Annotated in this window: 19 protein-coding genes; 11 read left to right on the forward strand and 8 right to left on the reverse strand. The window is 51.8% G+C overall.

Annotated elements, in window-relative coordinates; all coding sequences use genetic code 11:
* The first annotated feature begins 356 nt into the window (after positions 1-356).
* Positions 357-2,180 (forward strand): ribosome-dependent GTPase TypA, encoded by a 1,824-nt coding sequence (gene typA, locus ACIPDS_RS20450; protein WP_166517071.1) that lies wholly within the window; start codon positions 357-359, stop codon positions 2,178-2,180.
* 127 nt (positions 2,181-2,307) lie between these two features.
* Here typA and ACIPDS_RS20455 read toward each other — a convergent pair whose 3' ends face one another.
* Positions 2,308-5,361 carry an autotransporter outer membrane beta-barrel domain-containing protein gene (locus tag ACIPDS_RS20455; protein ID WP_400739867.1) on the reverse strand — a complete coding sequence of 1,018 codons (3,054 nt, stop codon included), beginning with the start codon at positions 5,359-5,361 and terminating at the stop codon, positions 2,308-2,310.
* Between the two features lie 547 nt (positions 5,362-5,908).
* Between ACIPDS_RS20455 and yihX the strand changes: the two genes are divergently transcribed.
* Genes yihX through fabY form a run of 4 tightly spaced genes read left to right on the forward strand, consistent with a single transcriptional unit; the run spans position 5,909 to position 8,788 of the window.
* Positions 5,909-6,508, forward strand: a complete 600-nt coding sequence (yihX, locus tag ACIPDS_RS20460; protein WP_166517073.1) for a glucose-1-phosphatase — start codon at positions 5,909-5,911, stop codon at positions 6,506-6,508.
* Positions 6,502-7,362, forward strand: a complete 861-nt coding sequence (locus tag ACIPDS_RS20465; RefSeq protein ID WP_400739871.1) for a virulence factor BrkB family protein — start codon at positions 6,502-6,504, stop codon at positions 7,360-7,362. Before yihX ends, ACIPDS_RS20465 begins: the two co-directional genes overlap by 7 nt.
* Before the next feature lie 2 nt (positions 7,363-7,364).
* Positions 7,365-7,802 (forward strand): D-aminoacyl-tRNA deacylase, encoded by a 438-nt coding sequence (dtd, locus tag ACIPDS_RS20470; protein ID WP_166517075.1) that lies wholly within the window; start codon positions 7,365-7,367, stop codon positions 7,800-7,802.
* A 44-nt stretch (positions 7,803-7,846) separates the two neighbouring features.
* A complete protein-coding gene (fabY, locus tag ACIPDS_RS20475) occupies positions 7,847-8,788 on the forward strand; it encodes a fatty acid biosynthesis protein FabY (RefSeq protein ID WP_166517076.1) in 942 nt (313 codons plus the stop codon).
* 27 nt (positions 8,789-8,815) lie between these two features.
* On the opposite strand, the gene ACIPDS_RS20480 is transcribed toward fabY, so the two are convergent.
* Positions 8,816-9,733: an alpha/beta hydrolase gene (locus ACIPDS_RS20480; RefSeq protein ID WP_400739876.1), complete on the reverse strand. Its 918-nt coding sequence runs from the start codon at positions 9,731-9,733 to the stop codon at positions 8,816-8,818.
* Between the two features lie 220 nt (positions 9,734-9,953).
* On the opposite strand from ACIPDS_RS20480, the gene ACIPDS_RS20485 reads away from it, so the two are divergent.
* Both ACIPDS_RS20485 and ACIPDS_RS20490 read left to right on the forward strand, forming a co-directional pair.
* Positions 9,954-10,265, forward strand: a complete 312-nt coding sequence (locus tag ACIPDS_RS20485; protein ID WP_400739879.1) for a type II toxin-antitoxin system RelE/ParE family toxin — start codon at positions 9,954-9,956, stop codon at positions 10,263-10,265.
* Positions 10,266-10,556, forward strand: a complete 291-nt coding sequence (locus ACIPDS_RS20490) for a helix-turn-helix domain-containing protein (RefSeq protein ID WP_400739882.1) — start codon at positions 10,266-10,268, stop codon at positions 10,554-10,556. It begins immediately after the preceding gene.
* Between the two features lie 38 nt (positions 10,557-10,594).
* Here ACIPDS_RS20490 and fdhE read toward each other — a convergent pair whose 3' ends face one another.
* From fdhE to fdnG, 4 genes are read right to left on the reverse strand one after another with little or no spacing between them, the layout of a single operon-like run.
* Positions 10,595-11,524: a formate dehydrogenase accessory protein FdhE gene (fdhE, locus tag ACIPDS_RS20495; RefSeq protein ID WP_166517078.1), complete on the reverse strand. Its 930-nt coding sequence runs from the start codon at positions 11,522-11,524 to the stop codon at positions 10,595-10,597.
* A complete protein-coding gene (gene fdoI, locus ACIPDS_RS20500; RefSeq protein ID WP_166517079.1) occupies positions 11,521-12,156 on the reverse strand; it encodes a formate dehydrogenase cytochrome b556 subunit in 636 nt (211 codons plus the stop codon). The genes fdhE and fdoI overlap by 4 nt, the downstream gene beginning before the upstream one ends.
* Complete coding sequence (fdxH, locus tag ACIPDS_RS20505; protein WP_166517080.1) at positions 12,153-13,055, reverse strand: formate dehydrogenase subunit beta; 903 nt, start codon at positions 13,053-13,055, stop codon at positions 12,153-12,155. Before fdxH ends, fdoI begins: the two co-directional genes overlap by 4 nt.
* Before the next feature lie 12 nt (positions 13,056-13,067).
* Positions 13,068-16,118 (reverse strand): formate dehydrogenase-N subunit alpha, encoded by a 3,051-nt coding sequence (gene fdnG, locus ACIPDS_RS20510; protein ID WP_400739888.1) that lies wholly within the window; start codon positions 16,116-16,118, stop codon positions 13,068-13,070.
* A 457-nt stretch (positions 16,119-16,575) separates the two neighbouring features.
* Between fdnG and fdhD the strand changes: the two genes are divergently transcribed.
* Both fdhD and ACIPDS_RS20520 read left to right on the forward strand, forming a co-directional pair.
* Positions 16,576-17,370, forward strand: a complete 795-nt coding sequence (gene fdhD, locus ACIPDS_RS20515) for a formate dehydrogenase accessory sulfurtransferase FdhD (protein WP_400740022.1) — start codon at positions 16,576-16,578, stop codon at positions 17,368-17,370.
* Positions 17,371-17,498: 128 nt separating this feature from the next.
* Positions 17,499-17,711: a DUF1471 domain-containing protein gene (locus ACIPDS_RS20520; RefSeq protein ID WP_062776506.1), complete on the forward strand. Its 213-nt coding sequence runs from the start codon at positions 17,499-17,501 to the stop codon at positions 17,709-17,711.
* Between the two features lie 87 nt (positions 17,712-17,798).
* Here ACIPDS_RS20520 and ACIPDS_RS20525 read toward each other — a convergent pair whose 3' ends face one another.
* The gene (locus ACIPDS_RS20525) at positions 17,799-18,122 is read right to left on the reverse strand and encodes an AzlD domain-containing protein (protein ID WP_400739892.1); all 324 of its coding nucleotides are present in this window, start codon (positions 18,120-18,122) and stop codon (positions 17,799-17,801) included.
* Entirely contained in the window at positions 18,122-18,784 is a 663-nt protein-coding gene (locus ACIPDS_RS20530) for an AzlC family ABC transporter permease (protein ID WP_400739895.1), read from the reverse strand. Before ACIPDS_RS20530 ends, ACIPDS_RS20525 begins: the two co-directional genes overlap by 1 nt.
* A 102-nt stretch (positions 18,785-18,886) precedes the next feature.
* Here ACIPDS_RS20530 and ACIPDS_RS20535 point away from each other — a divergent pair, with 102 nt between their 5' ends.
* Both ACIPDS_RS20535 and ACIPDS_RS20540 read left to right on the forward strand, forming a co-directional pair.
* Positions 18,887-19,435, forward strand: coding sequence for an XRE family transcriptional regulator (locus tag ACIPDS_RS20535; RefSeq protein ID WP_166517085.1), 549 nt, complete (start codon positions 18,887-18,889; stop codon positions 19,433-19,435).
* Between the two features lie 351 nt (positions 19,436-19,786).
* A complete protein-coding gene (locus ACIPDS_RS20540; RefSeq protein ID WP_400739898.1) occupies positions 19,787-21,181 on the forward strand; it encodes a carbohydrate porin in 1,395 nt (464 codons plus the stop codon).
* Positions 21,182-21,253: the final 72 nt, after the last annotated feature.

Consider the following 21,253-nt stretch of genomic DNA (forward strand, 5'->3'; position numbering starts at 1 on the left):
ATTGTCGTCGTGGTAACGAGGTCTTCTATCACTGCATAAAGTGGCGTTGTTGCCCTAAAAAATATAAAGCGAAATCTGTGCCAACTTTTAAATTACCCCCAAAAGGCGTTATCATGCGCACCATAGTGCAAAAGGGCTGCACCACGATAGCTTGTTTGCACCATTATAGTGCTTATCTGTGATTGTTGAGCACCATATTGGTGCAAATTGCGATTAGGTGCCCTTTTTATGCTCCGTGAAAGCGATCACAAAGAAACTCTGCAATACTTGTTTGCGGAGGATCTCTGTGATCCTGTTTTGTAGTGCGATTAATCCGTGTACAATAACGCGCTATTTCTAATGCCCGAGGCAAAGTTGTGATCGAAAATTTGCGTAATATCGCCATCATCGCGCACGTTGACCATGGTAAGACTACCCTGGTTGATAAGCTGCTCCAGCAATCCGGTACGTTTGATGCGCGTGCTGAAACACAAGAGCGTGTGATGGACTCCAACGATTTGGAGAAAGAGCGTGGGATTACCATCCTCGCGAAAAACACCGCAATCAAATGGAATGATTACCGTATCAACATCGTTGATACCCCAGGGCACGCCGACTTCGGTGGTGAAGTTGAGCGCGTCATGTCCATGGTAGACTCCGTGCTGCTGGTTGTTGATGCAATGGATGGCCCGATGCCGCAGACGCGCTTCGTGACCAAAAAAGCATTTGCTCACGGCTTGAAGCCAATCGTTGTTATCAACAAAGTTGACCGTCCAGGCGCACGTCCTGATTGGGTTGTTGACCAGGTATTCGACCTGTTCGTTAACCTCGACGCGACCGACGAACAGCTGGACTTCCCTATCATTTACGCCTCTGCGCTGAATGGTATTGCTGGCGTTGACCATGAAGATATGGCGCCAGACATGACCCCGCTGTACCAGGCGATTGTTGACCATGTACCAGCTCCAGACGTAGACCTGGATGGCCCACTGCAGATGCAAATCTCCCAGCTGGACTACAACAACTACGTTGGCGTTATCGGTATCGGCCGTATCAAACGCGGTAAAGTGAAACCAAACCAGCAGATCACTATCATTGATAGCGAAGGCAAAACCCGTAACGGTAAAGTCGGTAAAGTCCTGACCCACCTGGGTCTGGAACGTATCGATAGCGACCTGGCGGAAGCTGGCGATATCATCGCGATCACCGGTCTGGGCGAGCTGAACATCTCCGACACCATCTGCGATCCGCAGAATGTTGAAGCGCTGCCAGCGCTGTCTGTTGATGAACCAACCGTAACCATGTTCTTTAACGTCAACACTTCTCCATTCTGTGGTAAAGAAGGTAAGTACGTTACTTCTCGTCAGATTCTTGACCGTCTGAAGAAAGAACTGGTACACAACGTTGCGCTGCGCGTTGAAGAAACCCCGGATGCTGACGCATTCCGCGTTTCTGGTCGTGGTGAGCTGCACCTGTCCGTTCTGATTGAAAACATGCGTCGTGAAGGTTTCGAGATGGCGGTTTCCCGTCCGAAAGTTATCTTCCGCGAAATCGATGGCCGTAAACAAGAGCCATTCGAAAACGTAACGCTGGACGTCGAAGAGCAGCACCAGGGTTCTGTTATGCAGGCACTGGGCGAGCGTAAAGGCGACCTGAAAAACATGAATCCAGACGGCAAAGGCCGCGTACGTCTTGACTACGTGATCCCAAGCCGAGGCCTTATCGGCTTCCGTTCAGAGTTCATGACCATGACCTCCGGTACCGGTCTGCTGTACTCCACCTTCAGCCACTACGACGACGTTCGTCCGGGTGAAGTGGGTCAGCGTCAGAACGGCGTACTGATCTCCAACGGCCAGGGTAAAGCAGTTGCGTTCGCACTGTTCAGCCTGCAGGACCGCGGTAAGCTGTTCCTGGGTCACGGTGCAGAAGTTTATGAAGGCCAGATCATCGGTATTCACAGTCGTTCTAACGACCTGACTGTAAACTGCCTGACCGGTAAAAAACTGACCAACATGCGTGCTTCCGGTACTGATGAAGCGACCACGCTGGTTCCTGCTCAGAAAATGACGCTGGAACAGGCTCTGGAATTCATCGATGACGACGAACTGGTAGAAGTGACTCCAATTTCTATCCGTATCCGTAAACGTCACCTGACTGAAAACGATCGTAAACGCGCGAATCGTGGTCCTAAAGAAGACTAATTATCGTCTTTGATTGTGAAAAGCCGCTGATCATCAGCGGCTTTTTTTTGCCCGGAATAGTGCTGAAAGGGTGAAAAAAAACGCCTGACGGTATCCGTCAGGCGTTGTCAGTCACTTAGGTTGCAAATCAGAAGCTGTACTTCACGCCTAGCATCCCTTGCGTATCACTGTAGCCTTTATCGCCAATCTGCTGGGCAACGTTCCCCCACATGGTCAGGCGTGGCGTAATCTGCCCTTCAACGCCCAGCTTCAGTTCACCGATATTCTTCGTACCGCGCATTTCATTACTAATGTCGTCCATTTTCACCCGCGTGGTCTGAGTGTTGTGGATCCAGTTGGCTTCAATGAACGGCTGGAACTCACGTGATTTTCCATCATCAATCGGGTGATGCCCGTGGATATAAGCCTTCACGCCGAGACGTGTCATCAAATTACCGTCGGTTTTATCTTTCACCCGTGTGCCGTTGGCTTCACGGTGGTTATCGGCCTGGACATCCATCCAGATTACCTGCACTTTTGGTTGGATCCAGTAGCTGTTACGTTCATTTTCCGACACTTTGAAGCTATAGCCCGCCTCGATGGATGCCGTAATGCCGCTGGATTTATATTTCTCCGTGGCCAGTTTTTCACCCATCACTTTGTTATCAAACCAGCTATACAATGCCCAGGTATCGACATAGGTACCGGTTTTATTCGCCTCGTTGGCATACCAGGTGCCGTACAGACCGACGCTGTAACCCGTCACCTGTCCACGTGAGCGATAGTGGGTCAGGTTGGACTCGGTTCTGCTGCGGCTGTTGCCGTAGCCGGCCATGGCGCCAATGTGCCAACGATCCAGGCCATCTGAGCTCCACTGGGCAATATCGCCACCCAGCTGTACTACGTAACGATTACTTTGTGTACTGAGCTGCCCAGAGGCATCTTTAAAGCGCGTATGCCCCCCGACATTACGCAGCCACAGGCTTGTCACCTTTTTCTCGCCGGTGAGCAGGTCGGTGTACTGTGTTTCACCCAGACGGTCGTGAAGACGGGTGAGGAACATCGTATTCGCGGCATAATTGTTCGCCATATAGCTACCATACTCAGGGCGATACTGATGCTCCCCTGGAGGTGCTGGTGGCACCAATGGTGGTGAAACCGGGTCCGGTGGGTCAATCGGATCTGGCGGCGGTGGGTCGACCGGATCTGGCGGCGGTGGGTCAACCGGATCTGGCGGCGGTGGGGCGACCGGATCTGGCGGCGGTGGGTCGACCGGATCTGGCGGCGGTGGGTCGACCGGGTCTGGCGGCGGTGGGTCAACCGGGTCTGGCGGCGGTGGGTCAACCGGATCTGGCGGCGGTGGGTCAACCGGGGTGAGAAGGCTTGTCAGATACCAATTATTCCCTTTCTGGACAACGTTATAGTCGTATCCGCCTGCGACGATACGTCCGTCTTTTTCAAATAACCCGTTGGACAGACCTCCAACGGTGATGATTTCAATCCCTTCAACGGTTTCAGCACCCGTGCCACCAATATTCGTCACGGCAACCAGAGCATTCCCTGAGGTATTACCGTTAACAATAAGCTTATCGGTATCCGAATCATCATCATTAAGCACGGTATTAAAGACCAGCTTACCGCCATTACCCGTAAAATCTTCCTGGATCGTCAGGGTCTGCCAGCTATCGGGATCCGCGTGCTGGAAATTGACGGTACTGCCGGAATTTAGCGTCAGGTTAGTCAGGGTTGAGCTGTTGCTCATATTCCAGGTTGCATCGCTCATCGATACGGAAATGTTGCCCGTTCCGGCCGCCGTGTCGGTGATATATGAAGCGCCATCCCATAACGATTGATTGGTCATGTTCAACGTAATAGTGCTTTGTTGCAAAGGCAGTGAGCTGGTGCTCGCAATCGCACCGGCGGCCAGTAAATCGCCTTTTATATTAAGCTGTCCACCCGCTGAACCATCAATCATCCCGCCACTTTCCGCGAGGATTGCGTAGCTTTGGCTGTCATTATCGCCAGCCATGTTGACAGTCGCGTTACCGGCCAAATTTATCTTGCCGCGTGAAATCGCATATAAACCGGCTGGGGCTTTCGTAGCGGATTTTTCCGCGCTGTTGGCCGCTATGTTGATGTTATTGCCGAGGTTTACCGTGCCAGAGCTATAGGCGTATACACCGTGAGCACCGTTGCCCTGGGTGACAATAGAGGCATTTTCGCCCACGTTCGCCACCCCGGTTGCCCCATAGGAATAAATGCCGTGACCATCAGCGCCGTTGGTTGTGATGGAGGCGTGCTCGTCAAGGTTTACGGTGCCATTGGAGGCATACATTCCGTAGGCCCGGCTCTCGTCGGTTGTGATAGTTGTATATTTTCCAACATCAATCGTTGAAAGACTGCCAGCATAAAGCCCGTATGAACTCGTTCCATAGGTTTCAATGGTCGTGTTATCACCGAGGCGCACATAAGAGCCGTCCTGGCTTGTGCGTACACCTTCGGCACTATTACCGCGTGTGACAATGTGAGCTTTATCGCCAACAATAATATTGTTTTTAACCAGTGAGGAATTTTTCATGGCGTTAGCGGTAATTCCGCGGCCCTGAAAACCCGTAGTTTCAATATATAATTCATCGCCAACATAAATATTGGCTGAACCAAGATAACCCTGGCTAAAACTACTGTACCCCGCGTTAATGCCGTCTCCGCTGTACCCATTAACGTAAATTTTCGTGCGATCGCCCGTGATGATAAATATTGGGTTGTCCGGGGTGTTAGTACCATGAGTACGGATGCCATCAACATCTTTACCATCGTTAGTTGAAACTTTTGATTTGGTGTAGATAGTCAGGTCATCGCCCAAAATAACGCCCGCGCTTCCCGATTGCGAGTTACGAAGAACCATTAGAGAATGCTCAAAAGCTTCTCCACCGGGACCATTTAAGGTCACGTTATTTCCGTAAATTTGGATACTGCCCGGATCATATTGATAAATATAGTTAGGATTACTGCCATTTTTTTGATAGTTGGTGTTTGCCGTTGCAGGGATGAGTGCTCGTAGCTCAGCCGGCAGCTCGGAAACCAAGCCGCTTGAGGGTAAGCTTTCAAAGTCAATCAAGGCTGCTTGCGCCGGGAGTGTGAAAGAAGCTAAAGCGGCTGAGACCGCCAATGCAATTCGAGAATATCTATTCTGATGTAACATAATAGCCTCCTTCCTTTAGGCCTGATTTATAACGACATTTAAATATTTATATGAAACAGGTGAATACGTTAATAAATGCCGGGCGGCTTTATTAAAAATAAAACGTAGTTTCTTTATCTATAACTTAATTACGCTGGTTTATTATGATCAGGGTATTTGAGTGTAGGGTTACACCCGTAAATAATATTCCGCTATCTTCAGCGATCCCTTTCCATTAGCTACACTTTAAATATTTCACCTGTAAGTAAATGTGTCAATGCTAATGAAAATTACATATTATTGATTTAATAACGATACTGAATGACTTTAACTGATTATTCCTGGGGAAAATCCAACTTCAAATAATTAACGATGCGCAAATGCATTATATTTCGCTATGTACCAGGATTTTTACTACTTGAGATCGGAAAGGTGTGCGGAAGTTAGGATATTTTATCTCTGAAGGAATAGCACTATTAGCTAAAGTTACCAGGTCTGACCGTCGTCGGTAGTCAAACTTCGGCTTTCCCGCTACAGTTATTCTTCCACGGCTTACAAGGAGAAGGTCATGCTCTATATCTTTGATTTAGGTAATGTGATTGTCGATATCGACTTCAACCGTGTGCTAGGGGCATGGAGTGACCTGAGCCGTGTACCGCTGGCCTCGCTAAAGCAGAATTTTACGATGGGAGAGGCTTTTCAGCAGCATGAGCGGGGTGAAATAACGGACGAGGCATTTGCAGACGCGATTTGTCACGAGTTGGCGTTGCCGCTGAGCTACGAACAATTTTCACACGGCTGGCAGGCTGTTTTTGTGGCGCTGCGCCCGGAGGTTGTTGCGGTGATGCAAAAACTCCGCGAACAGGGACATCGCGTGGTGGTTTTGTCGAACACTAACCGTTTACACACAACGTTCTGGCCTCAAGAGTATCCAGAGATACAGCAGGCTGCCGATCACATCTATCTGTCGCAAGAGCTGGGAATGCGTAAGCCCGAGGCCCGTATTTACCAACATGTTTTGCAGGCGGAAGGCTTTTCAGCGCAGGAGACGGTCTTCTTCGATGACAATGCCGAGAATATAGAAGGAGCTCGCCGTCTGGGGATCACCAGTATTATGGTGACCGATAAAACGACCATTCCTGATTATTTCGCGAAGTTATTATGTTAAAAACCGTTCATCAAAAAACCAGGCACCATACTCGTCCTATTTGGGCCTGGTTGAAGTTGCTGTGGAAGCGTATTGATGAGGACAATATGACGACGTTGGCGGGAAACCTTGCCTATGTCTCATTGCTCTCGCTGGTGCCGTTGATTGCCGTTATTTTTGCACTTTTCGCGGCGTTTCCGATGTTTTCTGACGTCAGTGTACAACTGCGTCATTTTATCTTTGCCAACTTTATCCCGGCGACCGGGGATGTCATTCAGCGTTATATCGAACAATTTGTCGCTAACTCCAACAAAATGACGGCGGTTGGCGCATGTGGATTGATTGTTACGGCGCTGCTGCTGATGTATGCCATCGACAGTGCGTTAAATACCATCTGGCGCAGCAAACGCACCCGGCCAAAAGTTTACTCTTTTGCCGTTTACTGGATGATTTTAACGCTTGGGCCGCTGTTGGCCGGCGCCAGTCTGGCAATCAGCTCTTATCTGCTCTCGCTGCGCTGGGCCAGCGATCTCAATACCGTCATTGATAACGTGCTGAGAATTTTTCCGCTGGTGCTCTCCTGGCTCTCATTCTGGTTGCTCTACAGCGTCGTGCCAATCACCCGCGTACCTAATCGCGATGCGATAACCGGTGCATTTGTTGCTGCTGTCTTGTTCGAAGCAGGAAAGAAAGGTTTTGCGCTTTATATCACCATGTTTCCGTCATATCAGCTCATTTATGGCGTGCTGGCGGTGATCCCCATCCTGTTTGTCTGGGTCTATTGGACATGGTGTATCGTCTTGCTTGGTGCGGAAATAACTGTCACTCTCGGTGAATACCGAAAATTAAAAACAGAGCCACAAGAAGACGAATAACCATGATTGCATTAATTCAGCGGGTGACCCGTGCCAGCGTAAGCGTGGCGGATGAAATCACCGGAGAAATAGGGCCAGGGCTACTGGTGCTCCTGGGCGTTGAGAGAGACGACGACGAACAAAAAGCCAACCGCCTGTGTGAACGCGTACTGGGTTACCGAATTTTCAGTGATGCTGATGATAAAATGAACCTGAACGTTAAGCAGGCCGGTGGCAGCGTGCTGGTGGTGTCGCAGTTTACCCTTGCCGCAGATACCGAACGTGGAATGCGTCCGGGCTTTTCTAAAGGTGCTGCGCCAGACCGTGCCGAAGCGCTTTATGAATATTTTGTTGAGCGTTGCCGCCAACAGGAAATGAACACCCAAACAGGACGATTTGCTGCGGATATGCAGGTGTCGCTGGTCAATGATGGCCCGGTCACGTTCTGGTTGCAGGTATGAACCCACTTCCCGGTAGAACGCGGGGGACAAAAGAGAGTGCCACTATGTATCATCTCCGAGTACCGCAAACGGCAGAAGAGTTAGAACAGTATTATCAGTTTCGCTGGGAAATGCTGCGTAAACCCCTTCATCAACCCAAAGGATCCGAGCGCGATGCGTGGGATGCACTAGCGCATCACCAGATGGTGGTTGATGAAGAGGGAAAGCTTGTCGCCGTCGGTCGTCTTTACATTAACGCCGACAGCGAAGCCTCTATCCGCTTTATGGCGGTTCATCCCGATGTTCAGAACAAAGGCCTTGGCACGCTCATTGCGATGACCCTGGAGTCCGTGGCGCGCCAGGAAGGCGTAAAACGTGTGACCTGTAGCGCACGTGAGGACGCGATGGCATTCTTCGCCAAACTGGGCTTTGTGAGCCACGGCGAGATCACCACGCCGCAGACCACTCCGGTTCGCCACTTCCTGATGATAAAACCGGTCGCTTCGCTTGACGACATTCTGCATCGCGGTGACTGGTGCGCACAATTACAGCAGGCCTGGTACGATCATATTCCTCTCAGCGAAAAAATGGGCGTGCGCATTCAGCAGTACACCGGGCAAAAATTTATTACTACCATGCCGGAAACTGGCAATCAGAATCCGCACCACACGCTGTTTGCTGGAAGCCTGTTTTCACTGGCGACATTAACCGGCTGGGGACTCATCTGGTTGATGCTGCGTGAACGCCATCTGGGCGGCACGATTATCCTTGCCGATGCCCATATTCGTTACAGCAGACCGATCACCGGAAGACCTACCGCGATTGCCGATTTAGGCTCCCTGAGCGGCGATCTAGACCGTCTGGCCCGTGGTCGTAAAGCGCGAGTCCAGATGCAGGTTGAGCTCTTCGGTGATGATTCTCCGGGTGTGGTGTTTGAAGGTACCTACATCGTGCTGCCTGCCAAACCGTTTGGCGCCTATGAAGAGGGCGGTAACGAGGAAGAGTAGGGGCGTGCCCCTACTGAAATTGACCTCTCACTCACCGGCCCTGGCTATTCGCCGGGCCACATCCTGCATGGCTCCTCGCGCCGTTTCACTGACGCCCCCAAGCTGGAAGAAACCATGTATCACGCCGAGATAACGCTGGCCGGTACAGGCAACTCCCTGTCGCGTTAATCTTTGTTGTAGTGCCTCTCCTTCATCCCGTAACGGATCAAATTCAGCGGTAAGGATATGCACCGGCGGTAAGCCGCTAAAATCGTTGCGCCAAAGTGGGCTTGCTTCAGGATGCTGAGTATCGGTCTGCTGGAGATACATTTCATAACCGGAGAGCAATGTATCGCGGGTGATAATGTAATCCTGACCATTGCTGAGGTAGCTGGCAAAGCTGGCGGTCGCGTCGAGCATGGGGTAAATCAGGACTAAGGCGGCAGGCGACCATTGCGCGGATTTTTTTAAACGTAGCGCAGTCACCAGCGCCAGATGCCCGCCCGCGCTATCTCCGGCAAGCGTAATGCGGTGGGCATTGATACCAAGCTGACCGGCGTATTTATGCACGAGATTCGCTCCCCGTTCCGCATCGTCATGAGCTGCGGGGAAGGTGTGCTCTGGCGCAAGGCGATACCGCACGGCAATCACCCGACACCCGCTGTTGTAGGCTAACTGGCGTAGCTGATTATCGTGCGTCATAAAGCCGCCGCTAACAAAACAGCCGCCGTGGTAGTAAACGACGCAGGGGAGTGAACGTGCCGCATTTAGCGGCGATATTACGCGAAACGTCATGCCTTCAAGCACAATATCTTCTGATTTAACCCGTATCTCTTTCTCACCGGCAAGCGACGTACTGGCAATATAACCCGCCCTCCGGTCATCAATACTCTGCCGTCTTGAAGAGGGACGACCTGCCGTAATAAATTCTGCAACCAGCTCCGCAATTCCATTTTCCAGTGCCATCACCTGCTCCCATTGGCTGTTTATTTATACAGTGTTATAGCCTGGTTCGTGACGAATGAAAATAGGGGATTGGGCAAGATGTTCGATTTCGGAAAGCGGCTCGCAAAAGGAAGGTCGCGGTTGGTCAGTGGTTTTTTTTCACGTTATTTTGAGACATAACCACTATACGCCATTGACGTATAGTTATTTAGGTCTACTATAAGCCAATGGCGTACTGAATATGATATTCATAGAAACGGAAATCTTTACGCAAGAAGTCACTAAGCTACTGAATGATGATGAATACGCAGGGTTACAGGTCTATATGGCTCTTAACCCGGATTGCGGCGAGCTCATCCAGGAATCTGGTGGTTTAAGGAAAGTTCGTTGGGGATCGCGAGGGAAAGGGAAACGCGGTGGAGTGAGGGTTATCTATTTTTATCACAGCCATTGCTTTGAGATCCGCATGCTGCTGATTTATCAAAAAGGGATTAAAGATGATATGACGGCGCAGGAAAAGACGGTGCTTCGCAAATTAATTGAGGGGTGGTAAATGGATAAGGCGCTATTTGAGCAGTTAACTCAAAGCATGGCTCAAATGAATGAAATAATTGCGGGAACCCGTCAGCCTTCACGTACTTTTCATATTGATGCCATGAAAATTAAAGAGATTCGTCAGTCATCTGGACTATCACAATCTAAGTTTGCTGAGCTGATATCGGTAAACGTGGATACGTTAAGAAATTGGGAACAGGGAAGACGTTCACCAACGGGGCCTGCAAAAGCATTACTGCGCGCGATTGCGAACGATCCCAGAAATGTTATTCAGGCACTGCGAACCTGAATGAACAACCCGGCAGATAGCCGGGTTGTCAGGTAAACCTACTCCCCTTCGCCCGGGAACAAGAACGGGTTAATAGAGCTACGGGCGAACCCTTCCTGCTCCATTCTTGCGTCCAGCACCAGCGAGGCCAGGTCGTCCGCGACGGCTTCGACTTTCGGGTCTTTTTCCTGATACAAAATCTTCAGGTAAGTGCCGCAGTCACCGCAGCTTTCAGCTTTAATTGCGGACTGCTCATTGTCCAGTGACCAGTAGTGCAGGTCGCGGCTCTGTTCACAGTTGCTGCACTTCACGCGCACTACGTGCCATTCGGTTTCACACAGATTGCAGTGCAGATACCGCAGACCCTGCGTCGAGCCAATTTGTACGATGCTGGACACCGGCATGGAACCGCACACCGGGCAGAACTGGCGCTGTTCGCCGTATTCCGCACGGGCTTTGCCTGGAATGAGGCTAGCCATTTGCGCCCAGTAAAGCGACAGCGCAGCCCAGATAAATGGCGCTTTATCGCTGCTTACCGAAGCGAAGTCGGATTCAAACAGCGCGCTTGCCATATTCTCCAGTTCCTGCTCGGAGGCTTTTTCGAGGTTTTCAATAACCGCCAGCGCCGGGCCACTCATCTCGGGCTTCAGCTCGGCAATCATCGATTGCAGCAGGGTGTGCCAGTGCTTGTCACGCGGCAGAACGTGAATATCCAGCGGCGGCTTGCCCTGGTCATTCGCTTCTTTCAGACGCGCGGTGAGATCCATCCGCAGCGGATGGTCGTAAAGCACCACTTCCTGAGCGTGGGCGATAAGCGCGGCAAAGCGCAGGTAATCACCCAGCGGGTTATTCTCAGCCAGCTCGCGCAGACGTTCGGCGCGGCGGTTATAGAGATTTTTGAGTCTGGGGAATAGTAACGGCGGAATTGCTTCCGCCGTACGTTTCTCGCTCGAACCCAGCTCATCTTGCGGGATTATGCGAATACTCATTCAGATGACTTTTCCTGTTTCTGGCGGACTTCACGGTACCAGCGTGGGTGATGTTTCTTCGCCCATGAACGGGTAACCCATCCTTCCACCATCGCGGTAATGGTGCCTTTCACCCAAAGGGCGGCGTAAATATGCACCATGATAACCACAATTAGCGCCACTGCGGCAAATGAATGCAGCATTAACGCAAATCGGATCACCGGGATTGAGAAAGCAGGCGCAAAGTACGGACGCCAGATAATCACCCCGCTCACCAGCAGCAGCACCAGGAAGATAATCGCCGCCCAGAATACGCATTTCTGGCCGAAGTTATAGCGTCCGGTGTCACCTACTTCCTCGTTGACGACGATCTTACGAATATTCTTCGCCCAAAAGATATCATCCCGATTGATTAGATTGTGGTGCCAATAGCGGAAAAACATGATGATAAACGACGCAAACATGATAACGCCGACGAACGGGTGCAGAATTCGCGCCAGCTGTGGTGTGCCCATGATTTGCATTAACCAGTTGAAGGATGGGAAGAAAAATCCCAATCCGCTCACCGCCGCCAGAATGAAACAGAAGGCGGTGACCCAGTGGTTGATACGTTCCGGCGCCGTGTAGCGCACGATGGTGTCACGTTTTTTCATTTGCGCACCTCATCGTTATCTTCATGCAGATTGTCTTCTTCATCTTCTGCGCGGTTCGGACCGACACCGACGTAGTGGAAGATGCTCGCGGCAAACGTGGCAGCAAAACCGACCGCGGCCAGCGGTTTCCAGATACCTTTCCAGAACTTAACGGTGGCGCTGATTTCCGGGTTCTCCGGCAAACCGTGATACAGATTTGGCTTGTCGGCGTGGTGCAGTACGTACATCACGTGCGTGCCGCCAACGCCTGCCGGATCGTACAGACCTGCATTGTCGTAACCACGGGTTTTCAACTCGGTGACGCGCTCGCCCGCCAGCACTTTCATATCCTCTTTAGAACCAAAGTGGATAGCGCCGGTTGGGCAGGTTTTTACGCATGCCGGTTCTTGCCCGACGTTTACGCGGTCGACGCACAGCGTACATTTGTACACGCGGTTGTCTTCCGGGTTCAGGCGCGGAACGTTGAACGGACAGCCCGCGATGCAGTAGCCGCAACCGATGCACTGCTCTGACTGGAAGTCGACGATGCCGTTGGCATACTGAATGATTGCCCCTTCCGCCGGACACGCCTTCAGGCAGCCCGGATCGGCGCAGTGCATACAGCCATCCTTACGGATAAGCCACTCGAGTTTGTCGTTCTGCTCCACTTCCGAGAAGCGCATGACCGTCCAGGATTTGGCGGTCAGGTCTGCGGGGTTGTCGTACACCCCGACGTTGCTGCCGATTTCATCGCGGATGTCGTTCCACTCAGAACAGGCCACCTGACAGGCTTTACAGCCTATACAGGTGGTGACGTCGATAAGCTTCGCCACCTCTTCCTGGTGATCCCGCGCGTGAGGCGCGGGAGTGAAACCGTTAGTGGCGGAACGACGAATAATATCTTGTGATTGATAAGCCATAGGTCGTCTCCGTTACACCTTTTCCACGTTCACGAGGAAGGACTTAAACTCTGGCGTCTGTGAGTTCGCATCACCGACGGACGGTGTCAGGGTATTGGCAATAAACCCTTTCTTCGCCACGCCTTCATAACCCCAGTGGATAGGAATACCGATGGTATCGATATCCTTACCGTCAACCTTCAGCGTACGAATACGCTTAGTCACCACTGCCTTGGCTTTGATATAGCCACGGTTGGAGGAGACTTTAACGGTATCACCGTGAGCAATGTTGAGCTTGTTCGCCAGCTTTTCACCGATTTCCACAAACTGTTCCGGCTGGGCGATGGCGTTAAGCAACGCATGCTTGGTCCAGTAGTGGAAGTGCTCGGTCAGACGATAGGTGGTGCCGACGTACGGGAACTTGTCCGCTTTACCCAACGCTTCCTTGTCGCCTTTGAAGATACGGGCGGCAGGGTTAGAGATAACGTTCGGGTGCAGTGGGTTGGTGCCCAGCGGTGTTTCAAACGGCTCGTAGTGTTCCGGGAACGGACCTTCCGCCATCTTATCGAGGGCAAAAAGACGTCCCATCCCTTCCGGCTGCATGATAAACGGCCCGACATTACTGCCCGGTGCTGCTGCACTGTAGTCAGCAATATCCACGCCGCCCCATTTCGCGCCGTCCCATTTCAGGAGCTGACGCTTCGGATCCCACGGGTTACCCTGCGGATCAGCGGAAGCACGGTTATACAGAATACGGCGGTTGAGCGGCCACGCCCAGGCCCAGCCCAGCGTGTTGCCAAGGCCGGATGGGTCGGCGTTGTCACGACGCGCCATCTGGTTGCCTTCCGGCGTCCAGCTGCCGGCGAAGATCCAACAGCCGCTGGCGGTAGTGCCGTCATCGCGCAGTTGGGCAAAGGAGCTAAGCTGCTGGCCTTTTTTGACGAGAACCGCACCGGTGGCCGGGTCGATAATATCGGCCAGCGCTTTCCCGTTGTTCTCCATCGCCACTTCCTCAGACGCTGGTTCTTCCGGCGTTGAGTAGTTCCAGCTCATGTTCAGCACCTGCTCAGGTACCGGGCCGCCTTCTTCGGCGTACATCTTACGCAAGCGCAAGAAGATACCGGCGAGGATCTGACCGTCGGTGACCGCCTCTCCCGGGCCGTCAGCGCCTTTCCAGTGCCACTGCAACCAGCGACCGGAGTTAACGATAGAACCGTTCTCTTCGGCAAAGCAAGTTGATGGCAGGCGGAACACTTCGGTCTGGATTTTCGACGGATCAACATCGTTTGACTCGCCGTGGTTCTGCCAGAACGTTGACGTTTCGGTGTTGAGCGGATCGATGGTCACCAGATATTTCAGTTTTGAAAGCGCTGCGACCGTTTTGTTTTTGTTCGGGAATGAAGCAACCGGGTTAAAGCCCTGGCACAGATAGCCGTTGACCTTACCCTCTTTCATCATCTCGAAGTACTGCAGCACGTCGTACCCTTTGTCCCACTTCGGCAACCAGTCATAGCCCCAGCTATTTTCCGCCGTGGCTTTGTCGCCGTAGAAGGTCTTCATCATCGAGACGAAGAATTTCGGGTAGTTGCCCCAGTAGTTCACCTGACCTTCCAGCAGCGGTTTCGGCGTGTTGGCGGTGAGGTAGGTTTGCAGATCAGGCTGCTTTTCGTTTGGCAGCGTCATGTAGCCTGGCAGGCTCTGTGACAGCAATCCTAAGTCGGTCAGACCCTGGATGTTGGAGTGACCGCGCAGGGCGTTTACGCCGCCGCCAGCCATACCCATGTTGCCAAGCAGCAGCTGAATCATCGCCATGGTACGGATGTTCTGCGAACCGATGGAGTGCTGCGTCCAGCCCAGTGCATACAGGAACGAGGCGGTTTTATCGTGCGCGCTGGTTTCTGCAATGTACTCACAGACTTTGAGGAAGTCGGCTTTTGGCGTACCGCAAATGTTCTCCACCATCTCCGGCGTATAGCGGGAAATATGCTGTTTCAGCAGATTCCAGACGCAGCGCGGATGGGTGAGGGTGGTATCGCGTTTGGCGTAACCGTTCTCATCAAGCTCGTAGTTCCACGACGTTTTATCGTACTTACGCGCTTCGGCGTCGTAGCCGCTGAACAGGCCGTCGTTGAAGCTAAAGTCTTCGCGTACGATAAGGCTGGCGTTGGTGTAGGCTTCGGTGTACTCACGGTTGAATTTTTCGTTGTTCAACAGGTACAGCATGACGCCTGACAGGAAAGTGATGTCAGTGCCTGAGCGAATAGGGGCGTAGAAATCCGCCACCGACGCGGTACGCGTAAAGCGGGGATCGATAACAATCAGCTTCGCGCCGTTGTGTATTTTGGCTTCCATCGCCCAGCGGAACCCGACCGGGTGTGCTTCAGCGGCATTACCGCCCATCACCACGATGAGGTTGGCGTTTTTGATGTCGACCCAGTGGTTGGTCATCGCACCGCGACCAAATGTTGGAGCAAGACTTGCTACCGTTGGTCCGTGTCAGACGCGTGCCTGGTTGTCGACCGCGAGCATACCGAGCGCGCGAGTAAATTTCTGGGTTAAAAATCCGGTTTCGTTACTGGATGCCGATGCGCAAAGCATGCCGGTGGTGAGCCAACGGTTGACGGTAGTCCCGGCATCGTTCTTTTCAATAAAGTTGGCGTCACGGTCAGCCTTCATCAGTTTGGCAATGCGGTCAAACGCTTCATCCCAACTGATTTTCTGCCACTTATCGGAGCCTGGGGCGCGATATTCAGGATACTTCAGACGGCTTTCTGAGTGGATGAAGTCCACCAGACCTGCGCCTTTCGGGCACAGTGCGCCACGGTTGACCGGGTGATCCGGGTCCCCTTCGATATGGAAAATCGAGGCTTTTGCGTTTTTTGCGCCGTCGCCGAGGCTATACATCAATAGCCCACAACCGACAGAGCAGTAAGTGCAGGTGTTACGAGTCTCACGGGTGCGCAGCAATTTGTACTGCCGTGTTTCCGCGAGTGCGAGGCCCGGGGCAAAGCCCAGCGCCGCTGCCGTGGTTCCTGCCATACCGCCAGCGCAGATCTTAAAGAACTGTCTTCTGCTGACCTGCATGGATTGCTCCTTGTTTCGACATTGTCATTGCTTGTAGTTTTTCCTCGCCGTAGCACGACGAAGGTGCTGAAAAATGCGATGCCCTCAGGTCCTGGAGGGCTTTCCATCAGAATACCACATTATCGGTAGGCTTGTTCCGATACGGTTAATGGCCGGTGAATAGAATTTGCACGTATTAACATTGAATTGTGGTGTAGATCACAAATTGAACGGAATGCGGAACGGAATGCCGGGATAATTAACGGCAGTAACTACAAGGGATTAGATGTACCGACCGGGGCAGTTTTTGCATAATGAGCGGTAATAAGTGCAGTTGTGCGTTATTGCACCACAAACTTGATCCATAATAAGCCTCAATTCCCCCTGGTTGTGGTGGAATAGACGCCCCGTATTGTTGACGTTGTTCAGAGTATTTGCCGTGTTTAATTTTAAAGATGAAGTCAAACCCTCGTTGCAGCTGATTGGCGCAGCCGAGCGTTCTGTCTTCAGAAGGCCACAGATTATGCAACCCACTCAGGATATTCTTGCAGAAGAAGTTCCCGTTGCGTTGGTCTACAACGGCATCTCTCACGTAGTGATGATGGCAACGCCCAAAGATCTCGAAGCCTTCGCAATGGGCTTCTCCTTGTCGGAAGGGATTATCGAGCATCCCCGGGAAATTTTTGGAATGGATGTCGCCCCGGCGTGTAACGGTATGGAGGTCAGAATTGAGCTGTCCAGCCGTCGCTTCATGGGGTTAAAAGAACGTCGCCGCGCGCTGGCCGGGCGTACAGGTTGTGGCGTGTGTGGCGTTGAGCAACTTAACGATATCGGTAAACCTATCCAGCCGCTGCCGTTTACTCAGACCTTCGATCTCGCCCATCTCGATTATGCGCTCCGCCATTTAGATGATGTGCAACCTGTGGGCCGTGAAACGGGCTGCACCCACGCTGCTGCCTGGGTGATGCCTTCCGGTGAATTGGTGGGCGGGCATGAAGATGTTGGCCGTCACGTGGCGCTTGATAAGCTGCTAGGGCATCGTGCCAAAGAGGGTGCGTTGTGGTTGAAAGGCGCAGCCCTGGTCTCCAGCCGCGCCAGCTATGAGATGGTGCAGAAATCGGCCATGTGCGGCGTTGAGATCCTGTTTGCCGTGTCTGCCGCAACCACGCTGGCCGTCGAAGTCGCTGAGCGCTGTAATCTGACGCTGGTGGGCTTTTGTAAGCCGGGTCGTGCGACAATTTATACCCACCCGCAGCGATTAACGGGTGGCTGATTTATGTTCAGTTATTTTGAATAATACCGACAAATAACTCCGCTTTTAGTTGATTGAGATGTGACCTATCATTTATCACATCAAGGCAACATGCCTTACACAAACAACCAACTTAAAGGGTTTATCTCATGAAAAGCATCAAAACTTTTGTCGCAGTTATCGCTCTCGCTACTTCTTTCGGTTCATTCGCAGCACAAACTGTCACTGCCAGCGCCTCTACCCTTGATGGTGCCGAAGCTAAAATTGCCGCTCAGGCTGAACAGGCTGGTGCAAGCTCTTACAAAATTACCCAGGCATACAGCGGTAACCGCGTGCACATGACCGCAGAACTGAACAAATAAGCGAAAAGCTACTGTCGAAAGAGCGCCCTCAGGGCGCTTTTTTCGTTTTGTGGTAGGCCGGATAAGCGACGCGCCATCCGGCATGTTTTAGTTGATACCTGCCACCCGCAGCAGTGCGGTGACGATAGCTGCCGCCAGGATAACCACGATTAACGGCGCTTTACGCCAGGCCAGGAACACCGCAAAACCCACCCCCAGCACGCGCGCCATCCCAGAGAAATGTTCGCCCTCATAAAAGGTTGTGGCCAGTGCGACAGAAAAAAGCAGTACCGTAGCGGCATCAGAGAGCAGCGCCTGAGAGCGTTCAGAGAATGCTAGCCGGTTACCCAGCTTCGCCCCGCCAAGCCGCATTAAATAAGTGCCGACCGATAAAATGGCGATACCGGCGATTATCAGCGTCATATTGCCCATTATTTTTTCCTCGCGAGTAGACCAAACAGTGACAGCAGAACCGGCAGCCCAACGGGGGCGAAAGGTACGCTTGCCAGTGAAAGTGCCGCGCCGCTAAAGGCGCGAATGAGCGTGGTGCGGCTCTTAAACGCAGGGATCACTAACGCAAGTAAGATGGCGGGGAAAACCGCGTCCAGGCCGATGGTTTCGGGGGCGGGCAGTAACTTACCGACTGCGGCACCCAGCAGCGCTCCGAGCGGCCAGATAATCGCGACGACCATTCCACACAGCCAGAAAGCCGCTTTCCGCTGTTCAGGCGTCGGCTGAGAAAGACCAAAAACGACGCTCTCATCGTTCATGATATGGCAGCCAATAAAGCTTGCGGCACGACGACCGACAAGATCGCGCACGGTCACGCCGAAAGGGATATGTCGGGCATTGACCAGTAAACCTGCCGCCGCCGCAGCCAGTGGATTGCCGCCGCTGGCGACTATGCCAATAAACATGAATTCAGATGCGCCCGCGAGCACGGAAACTGAGAGCAGCAGCGGCACCCACAGTGGAAAACCGTATGCCATCGCCAGTGAGCCGTAGGAGACACCCACGATACCCACGGCGAGACCCACAAGGAAAATGGCTTTAATCGTATCGCCTTTCAGGCAGGAGAACAGGTTCTGAGACATCAAAATTTACCATAACGAACGAGATATCCATTATAATGAACGAATCGATATGGTAGTTCAAGTCGAACGTTTCGTTCGGTATATAAAACGATGGAGTTGTGTATGACACAGCCAATCAGCGTGATTGCGAAAAGCCTGGTGCGTGAGCGAGCGAGGACGGGTCTGTCTCTGGCCGAAATTGCGCGCCGTGCTGGCATTGCGAAATCCACGCTTTCTCAGCTTGAGGCCGGGAACGGCAACCCGAGTCTGGAAACTTTATGGGCGCTCTGCGTGGCATTAGGCATCCCGTTTGCTCGGCTGCTGGAACCGCAGCCCAATAAAACGCAGGTCATTCGCCGAGGCGAGGGCACCAGGGTGGTTGCCGAGCAGGCAAACTATCAGGCGACGTTGCTTGCAGCCTGCCCGCCGGGCGCGCGACGTGATATTTATCTGCTGGCGACCCAGCCGGGAGCGGATCGCATTTCGCATCCCCATCCGCCAGGGTCGGTGGAACATATCATCATTACGCAGGGACGGGCGCTGGTGGGGCTAACTGCCGCGCCGGAGGAGCTGCACGCGGGCGACTATATTTGTTATCCCGCTGATGAGGAGCATCTGTTTAAAGCCCTGGAGCCGGATACCATGGCGTTGCTGGTGGCTGAACAAAATTAAGCGAAATACGCGGTAATATATAAATAACCGCGTATTTAATTCATTTTTATATCCTTAACGTAATATTAGTTATCTATGATTAATCTCTATAAATAAACCGCATTTATATTTATTCTGCTGTTTTGTATTTTATCTCTCTTCAGTGTTATCTCGCTCACGATATTCCAAAATGTAGCATTTACGGGCTAAAGTTTATTAGCTAGTGTTCTCGTGCCTGCAATGGAAGGGGTTAATTTTAAAGCCCATTTCATCTGGTGAATAAATTATAAAGAAATATTCATCATAAAAATAAGTGCGCGTGAGATCTCTCTGGGATTTCCCGGTTATTCTTTATTTCAAGGAAAGCGAATAATGAAGAAATCGACATTAGCTATTGCGATTGGATTATTGTTAGTGGCCAATACCAGCGTTGCGAAAACAACGAGCATGACGTTAGAGCAGCGGCTGCAACAGCTTGAGTCACGTCTGGAAGCTGCGGAAAGTCGCGCCATTCAGGCGGAACGTAAAGTACAGGATTTGCAGGTTCAGCAGGCTGCTGAAATTAAAGAAATTAAGGAAGCTCAGGGTAATACCCCTGTGAACGGGCAGACCCCCGCTACAGAAACGCAAAAAAATGCGTCCACGTCTAATCTGCTCCTGACCGGCTATGGCGATCTGAAAATCTATGGTGATGTGGAATTCAACATGGATGGTGAAAGCCGTCGTGGCACGCTGACAACCCTCAGCCATGATAACTCAAACGAACGTTGGGATTTGAACGGTCGTATTCTGCTGGGTGTTGATGGAACGCGCACCCTGGAGAACGGTCAGTATGCTGGTTTCTCTATCCAGCCGTTAGCTGACATGACCGGTTCCATGAATCTTGATGATGCGTACTTCCACTTCGGTCAGAAGGATGACTGGAAAATCAAAGTGGGTCGCTTTGAAGCCTTCGATATGTTCCCGCTTAACCAGGATACCTTCGTTGAGCACTCCGGGAATACCGCCAACGATCTGTACACCGATGGGCAGGGTTATATCTACATGATGAAAGAAGGTCGCGGACGTTCTGATTCTGGCGGCAACTTCCTGATGAGTAAGCAGATTGATGACTGGTACTTTGAATTGAACTCGCTGGTTGAAGACGGCACCACGCTGTTTGCGGATGGCGATAATGTCCCTGGCGGTCGCACGTATCACGGGCGTGAAGTCGAACAGCAGAAAAACGTTGTCTATATGCGCCCGGTTATTTCCTGGTCGCCAATGACCGAGCTTTCCTTCTCGGCGGCAATGGAAACCAACGTTGTTAACAATGCGTATGGCTACACCAATAGAAAAGGTGAATTTGTCGACCAGTCCGATCGTACCGGTTATGGTTTAACCATGACGTGGAACGGTCTGAAAACCGACCCGGAAAATGGTGTGGTATTTAACCTGAACACCGCCTATCTGGATGCCAATAATGAAGATGACTTTACCGCAGCAACCAACATTCTGTGGAAGAACTTTGAGCTTGGCTATATTTACGCGCATAACGAAATTAACGACTTTGCTAATGTAGTCTGCTACAACGACTGTATTATTCAGGATGAAGGTACTTACGATATTCATACCATTCATGCATCATATTTAATTCCGAATGTCATGAATATGCAGAACTTTAATATTTATCTGGGTACGTATTACTCTAAAGTTCAAAGCGACCAGAAAATCTCTTCCGACGACGACCGCTACGGCGCGCGCGTTCGCTTCAAATACTTCTTCTAAATCTGGAAAAACTAAGGCCTCTGTAAACAGAGGCCTTTTTTACTGATGGTAGCGCGTAGGCCCGATAAGCAA

It is taken from the genome of Kluyvera sp. NPDC087067, assembly GCF_044745165.1.
Taxonomy (GTDB): domain Bacteria; phylum Pseudomonadota; class Gammaproteobacteria; order Enterobacterales; family Enterobacteriaceae; genus Kluyvera.